We start from the raw sequence: 6,997 nt of genomic DNA, 5'->3' as shown, positions 1-6,997 counted from the left end.
GGATTCGGTGAGGAAGTCGCGGTTGATCGTGCGGCGGAGCGCAGTTTTCGCCTTGAGTTGTTCGACCAGTCCCTCGCTGGCCGCGTCACCGTCCTGCTTGGCCGCGACGTCGACCTTGCTCCCGACCGGCAGCCACAAGGTTGCGCTTCGCTTGAGCAGTCCAGGATCGCGAACCAGCTGGCGGCCAACCGACCGGACCGCCGCCGCGCCGAACATGTTCTCGGCTGCCGGACCGTAAATCGCGCTCGCGGCCTTGGCCAAGGCGCCTTCGATGTCGGCGCCGGCGACCACTTCCTTGGCATCGGGTCCCTTGATTGCCGCCGGGTCGAGCATCAGGTCGGAGCGGGGGAAATCGATCGTAATCGCGGCTTGGTACTGTGTGAAGCCCCCGAGGCCCTTCCACGACATGTCGAACAGCAGGAATGCCAGGAAGAACGCCGACAAGCCGACCGCGAACAGGCCGGCGAGGCGGAACCGCCGCTCGGCCGCGTAGCGCTTGCGGAGGCGCGCATTTTTTTTCGACGGGCTGGCTCGCCGGGTGGGGGCCGCGCTACTCATACGCTTCCCGGTACCGCCGCACGACGGTCAACGCGATCAGGTTTAGGACCAGGGTAATCAGGAACAAGGCCAATCCGAGCGCGAATGCGGCGAGCGTCTTGGCGCTGTCGAATTCCTGGTCGCCGGTGAGCAGTTGCACAATCTGGGTAGTGACCGTGGTTACGCTGGCGAACGGGTTGGCGGTCATGTTGGCGGCGAGGCCGGCGGCCATGACCACGATCATGGTCTCGCCGATCGCCCGGCTGACGGCTAGCAAAACGCCACCAACCACGCCTGGCAGCGCCGCTGGAAGCACGACCCTGCGGATGGTCTCCGACTTGGTCGCGCCCATCGCCAGCGATCCGTCGCGCATCGCCTGCGGTACCGCGGCGATCGAATCGTCGGCCATCGAGCTGATGAAGGGGATGATCATGATGCCCATCACGAGGCCGGCGGCGAGCGCGCTCTCGCTGCTGGCCGAGGTGATGCCGATGGCGAGTCCGAAGTCGCGCACATGAGGGGCGACGGTCAGTGCTGCGAAATAGCCATAAACCACGGTCGGCACGCCAGCGAGAATCTCGAGCATCGGCTTCATCCACGACCGCACCCGGGGGTGGGCGTATTGGGTGAGGTAGATCGCGCTCATCAGGCCCAAGGGAATAGCGACGATCATGGCAATGATCGCGCCGATGAACACCGTGCCCCAGAACAGCGGAATCGATCCAAACGCACCCGACGACCCCGCCTGGTCGGCGCGCAACGCCATCTGTGGGCTCCACTGGGTGCCGAACAGGAACTCGCCGACCGGCACCAGCTTGAAGAAGCGCAAGCTCTCGAACATCAGCGACAGGAGAATACCGAGCGTCGTCAGGACGGCGATCAGCGAGGCCGCAACCAGCACCACCATCAGCCATCGCTCGACCCCCGTACGAGCGCGAAACTGGGGCGAGGTGCGGCGCAGGGCAAAGGCGGCTGAGGCCAGCGCAAGCAGGATCGCGATGCCGCCGCCAATCGTCGCGAAACGGTTCTCGGCTTCGGCGAAACGCGGCACCAGCGTCGAGGATTCGGGATTGAATCCGACCTCGATGTCGCCGCTCGCCATGCCCTTTGCTTCGGACAGGATTGATTCGCGCTGCATGTCGAACGCCGGCAGTGCGCGCCCTTCGGGACTGGCCAGCACCGCCTGGTCGACAAACCGCGACTGCACTGGCGACCATGTCGCGAGGAACAGCAAGGCGGGCAGGGCGGCCCACATTGCAGCATAAGCGGCGTGGTAAACCGGGAGCGAATGGAGCCGAGTCGTGCCCCTCAAGCGGCTGGCCCGGGAGAATCCGAGCCATCCTGCAACGGCGGCAATGGCCAGCACCGCGGCAAGCGCAATGGTCAAGCTCATTACGCTCGCCGCCGTTCGCTATTTCAAGGTCGACGGGTCGAGCGGGGTGAGCGCGGCCGCTTGCGCCGCCGCGGCGCTTGCATCGGCCCCGCCGAACGGCACCAGGCCGATGCGCTCGAGCGCTCCGCCCTTGCTCCACGCCTTGGCGTAGGCGGCGACAAAATCCTTGATTCTCGGCTTGGCGGCCAGATGCTCGCCCTTGATGTAGATGTAGAGCTTGCGCGCGCCGGGGTAGGAGAGGTCGCTGATGGTCGCCTCGGTCGGCGCGACGCCGGCGATCTGGACCGGGCTGACCTTGTCCGCATTCTCCTCGAGATAGGAGAAGCCGAGCACGCCAAGCGTGCCAGGATCGGCGGCGACCTTCTGGACCAGCAAATTGTCGTTCTCGCCGGCTTCGACATAAGCGCCGTCTTCACGGATCTTGGTGCACACGTCCTTGTGTTTGGCCTCGTCGGACTTCTTGAGGTCCTTCATCGCCGGATCGGTATCGCAGCCCTTCTCCAGGTAGAGGTCGGCGAGACTGTCGCGGGTGCCCGACGTCGGCGGCGGGCCGAGGACTCGGATCTTGGTTGCCGGCAACGCTGGATTAACATCATGCCAGGTCTGTGCGGTGTTGGGACCCTTGCCGAACGGATTGGCGGCCAGGGCCTTGTAGATATCAGCCTGGGTGAGGTTCATGGTCGGCTGGCCTTTGGCCGCGATCAGCGTCAGCCCGTCAATGCCGATCGGGATTTCGATGACGGACTTGACGCCATTTTTCTGGCAATCGTCAAATTCGCTCTTCTTGATTGCCCGCGAGGCATCTTCGATGTCCGGGAAATCGCCGCCGACCCCGCCACAGAACAGCTTCATGCCGGCGCCGGTGCCGGTTGATTCGACGATGACGCTGGTACCGGCCGTGGCGCGCTGGAATCCCTCCGCGACGGCCTTGGTAAACGGGTAGACAGTCGACGATCCGACGATCTTGATCTGCTGGCCGGAGCCGCTTTGGGATCCGCTGCTGCCGCATGCGGCGAGTAATCCGGTGATGGCGATCAGGGGTACAAGCTTGGTCATTGCAATTCCTCGTCGAAGGGAAGCCATGCCGCCGGCCTTAGCCGGGGCATCTGACGCGAACATGACAGTGGCGTTACAGTTTTGTGACAACGGCGAACGCTTAGGACATGATTGGCAGGCGAACCACGACCTCGGTTCCCTCGCCGACTTTGCTCTTGATGTCGAGGGTACCCCGGTGGCGCTCGACGATGTGCTTGACGATCGCCAGGCCGAGCCCGGTGCCGCCCGATTCGCGGCTTCGGGCAGCGTCAATGCGGTAAAAGCGCTCGGTCACCCGGAGCAGGTGTTCGCGCGGAATTCCTGGCCCATTGTCGGTGACGGTCAAGCGGATCCAATTGCCCTCGACCACTGCGGCAACGCCGATCGCGCAGTCGCCGTCCTCACAGCCGTAGCGAATCGCATTGCTGAGCAGATTGTCGAGCAATTGGATGAGTTGCGCGCGGTCGCCGAGGATGGCCGGAACGTCCGGCTCGACGTCGAGCCGGATGCTGCATTGCGGCTTGCTCTCCCGAGCATTCTCGACCGCGCTGGCCGTTACCTGGGCAATCGATACCTGGTCGGCGGGGGTGACGAACCGGACCGCTTCGATCCGCGACAGGCTCATCAGATCCTCGATGATGCGCAGCATGCGCTTGGCTTCGCCGCGGATGACAGAGCCGAATTTCGCTCGGTGCTCGCGATCAACCTCGGCGTCGTCGGCGAGCGTTTCCGAATATCCCAGGATGGTCGACAAAGGCGTGCGCAGCTCGTGGCTGGCGTTGGCGACGAAATCGACCCGCATCCGCTCGGCCGCAATGGTTGCCGAACGGTCGATCAGGCGGACGAGCAGCATGCGATCGTCGATTTCGCGGATCGACAGCGTCCATGGGCGCCCGAATTGCCCGATCCCGGTGATTTCCACATCCCCGGCCGCGGCTGGCAGGATATGTTCCAGCGCCTGGGGATGGCGAATGGCGAGACGAACGTCCTTGCCCTCGATCGCCTCCCCGAACAGCGCCCGCGCTGTCGCGTTGGCCTGCCGCACGATACCGCGATCGATGACCATCGCCGGTTCGTCGAGCGCGTCGAGGAAGGATCGGATGCCGGCGGAAGCCATGGTTTCAGTCTGTAGCGTATCGGGCAATGAGGGCCATCCAATTGACGCAGGAAAAACCCCCTCGCCCGGCGGGACGAGGGGGAGCCTATCTGGAGGGGAGTGCGACCGAATGGCTAGCTTAGGCAGGCCTAGAACGCGAGCTGTGAGAAGATGCCGATTTCATCGTAAGTCCCGTGATCAACCCCGCCGATCGTTCCATTCGATGTCGAAATAGTTCCGTTTTTGGCGCGGTCGCGTTTGTAGACGAGCGCGACATCGATGTCCTTGATCGGCTTATAATTGACGCCGATGTTGAAATAATGATCCTTCAGATCCGGATTGAGTTCCGTGCTCGGCTTCACCCAGTCGTACCGGCCGAACAATGCGAACTTCGGCGTGAAGGCATAAGAGCCGAACATTGACCAGCCGTTCGACTTGTCGCTGGCGACCGTAGTCACATTGTTCCAGTTTTTTGCCCAAAAATACTCGACTCCGGCGCGGACGGGACCGGCTGTATAAGCCGCGACCGCGGTCAAACGAGTGGCCCGATGCGGCGTGTTGGGTAGATTGTCCGCGCTCTTGCCAAGCTTGCCGGTGTAGCCGCCAATGCCAAGGGTAATCGGCTTGATCGGATTGACGCTGACACGGCCCTCGAGGTCGATAGTGTTCGAATTGCGCGCGAGCGTTTTGTAACCGGCCCCGTTGACCGCCGAGAAAGCGTAGCTGACGAGATTGTCACCGAAGGCTCCGCCGAGATGGACGCCCCAATCCGCTGACGTGCCAAATTTGGTGCGATCAATGAGCGTGTTCTCGATGAACCGATAGCCATACAGACCTTCGACGAACGGGACCCAGGGCAAGTCCGCCGCGCCAACGCGCAAGATGAACTCTGGCGCGAATTTTGCCTGGAGGTATGCCTTCTTGACGTAGACGAGAACGTCCTTGCTGGTGCCGTTCGAATTGTAGCGGAAATCGGTCGTGATGTTCGCCGAAAACATGTCGTTGAATTTGTGGTCAACGCCGATGTAAAATCGTTTCAGCTCGGCTTGTGACCCATTCTGCGAAGAGTCCGCGCCATCCGATTTCTGATTGATGTTGCTGACGTTGAGGAAGGCCTTGCCGCTGATCTTGGTCTTGGTCGCCCATTCCAGGCTCTTCCATGCCGGCGTCTGCTGAACGCTCGCGTTCTTTATCTGATTGATGGATTCCTGAAGGGCCTCGATCTGCTGCTGCATGAGTTCGATCTTCGCCTGGGCCTCGTCCACCGCCTGAGCATTGGCGATGGTCGCGTCCGCGGCAGCGTCCGACGGATCGGGCTCGCTCGGGTCGGGTGAAGTATCCGTAGCCGGAGCCTGCGCGAATGCAGGTATACTGAAGGATATAGCGCTACCAGCGAGGAGCGCCGCGGCGACTTTCAGTTTCATTATCTATTCCTTTTCCCCCGCCTCATCTTTGAGGCCCGTGACGCCCGCTCTGGAATGGGCGGGCGCTTTGTCAAACTTGATTGTTGATTGGCGCTACTTCAGGATCGAGAAGTTCAGCGGCTGAAGCGTGCGGGCGAGTTGCTGACTGCGCGCACGGACATTTGCCGGCGAAGCGATCAGGCCCGATTTAACCAGATATCCGCGGGGCCCAAAAGCGCTCTCCTTGGTGAATTCTGCTGCGAAAGCGCGAACTGCCGGAATTGCTCCGGCGTGGGCATTTTTCAGATAGATGTAGAGCGGACGCGCGCCTGGATATCGGAAAGAACTGATAGTCTCATACGTGGGATTGACGCCGTTGATCTGCAGTCCCTTCAGGCGGCCGACATTTTCCTCGAGATAGGAATAGCCGAAAATCCCAAAGGTGCCGGCGTTGGCCTCGAGCTTTTGGACAATCAGATTGTCGTTCTCGCCGGCCTCGATGAAGCCCCCATCCTCGCGCATGGCCGAGCAAATAGCCTTGAATTTGTTTTCGTCGCTTTTCTTGAGTGCCACCATGCTCGGATTGCTTTCGCAACCGACAGTCATGATCAACTCGCCCAGCGCGTCGCGCGTACCGCTGGTCGGTGGCGGACCGTATACGCGGATAGGAATGGCTGGATATTTGGCGTTGATATCTTTCCACGTCTTGGCCCGATTCGGCTTCCCGAACGGCGTCTTCGCCAAGGCCATGTAGATTTCGCGGGTCGTCAGGCCGGACATCGGTGTATTTCGAGCGGTTGCGAAAGCAATACCGTCGATGCCCACCTGGATCTCGGTGACCTTGGTAACGCCGGTGCTTGCGCACTGCTTGGCTTCAGACGCCTTCATCCGGCGCGATGCGTCGGACACGTCGGGAAAGCGTTCGCCGACACCCTGGCAAAACAGCTTGAAACCTCCGCCGGTGCCGGTTGATTCGATGATCGGCGTACCCAGCCGCGGATTGGCGCGGGCGACGCGTTCGGCGACGGCCTTGGCGAACGGATATACGGTCGACGATCCGACCGCGCGCATTTGGGTGCGGGCCTCGGCTGCGGTCGGCAGTGACACCGCTGCCAGCAGTGCCGCAACGTAAGTGAATTTGTGGTCCATCAGGCTCCCCATGTCGGGCGGGCCAACGCCGTCCGATGGATTGCCAATTAGGAGCCAAAAGCTACGCGCGAATGACGGCGCCGTGACACATAAATGACAGCATAATCGGCCGCGATACGACCGGCTGTCACCCCAGATAATTGGGCTGAAAGCTCGCGATGCGGCGCATTTCCGCCCAGTCGCGGAACCGGATTTCGCGCCCCTTGCGCTCGATCAGCCCCTGGCGCTCGAGGTCGGCGAAGACGCGGTTGACGTTGACCGAGGTCTGGCCGGTGATGTCGGCGATCTGCTGCTGGGTGAACGGGTTGGACAGTCGGCCATTTTCGCCCTCGATCCCGCTCCGCGTCGCGGTCTCGCACAGCAAATGCGCGACCCGCGCGGTGG

General features: G+C 62.1%; 7 protein-coding genes. All 7 read right to left on the bottom strand.

Going from position 1 to position 6,997, the window contains the following annotated elements:
• Positions 1-558 (bottom strand): DUF3333 domain-containing protein (locus RMO25_RS10385; RefSeq protein WP_309662530.1); only part of this gene is annotated, 558 nt, incomplete at its 3' end.
• Positions 551-1,930, bottom strand: coding sequence for a phosphate ABC transporter permease subunit PstC (pstC, locus tag RMO25_RS10380; protein WP_309662529.1), 1,380 nt, complete (start codon positions 1,928-1,930; stop codon positions 551-553). The genes pstC and RMO25_RS10385, both read right to left, overlap by 8 nt.
• Positions 1,931-1,948: 18 nt before the next feature.
• Complete coding sequence (locus RMO25_RS10375) at positions 1,949-2,986, bottom strand: substrate-binding domain-containing protein (RefSeq protein WP_309662528.1); 1,038 nt, start codon at positions 2,984-2,986, stop codon at positions 1,949-1,951.
• Positions 2,987-3,086: 100 nt separating this feature from the next.
• On the bottom strand, positions 3,087-4,082 hold the full coding sequence (locus RMO25_RS10370; RefSeq protein ID WP_309662527.1) for an ATP-binding protein: 996 nt from the start codon (positions 4,080-4,082) through the stop codon (positions 3,087-3,089).
• Positions 4,083-4,210: 128 nt separating this feature from the next.
• Positions 4,211-5,485 carry a porin gene (locus RMO25_RS10365; protein WP_309662526.1) on the bottom strand — a complete coding sequence of 425 codons (1,275 nt, stop codon included), beginning with the start codon at positions 5,483-5,485 and terminating at the stop codon, positions 4,211-4,213.
• A 93-nt stretch (positions 5,486-5,578) separates the two neighbouring features.
• A complete protein-coding gene (locus RMO25_RS10360) occupies positions 5,579-6,625 on the bottom strand; it encodes a substrate-binding domain-containing protein (RefSeq protein ID WP_309662525.1) in 1,047 nt (348 codons plus the stop codon).
• Between the two features lie 115 nt (positions 6,626-6,740).
• The coding region (locus RMO25_RS10355) for a helix-turn-helix domain-containing protein (protein WP_309662524.1) at positions 6,741-6,997 on the bottom strand (257 nt) is incomplete at its 5' end.

The organism is Sphingomonas sp. (genome assembly GCF_031361285.1).
GTDB lineage: Bacteria > Pseudomonadota > Alphaproteobacteria > Sphingomonadales > Sphingomonadaceae > Sphingomicrobium.
The sequence above is the reverse complement of the archived record's forward strand: the minus strand, read 5'-3'. Positions and strand labels throughout refer to the sequence as shown.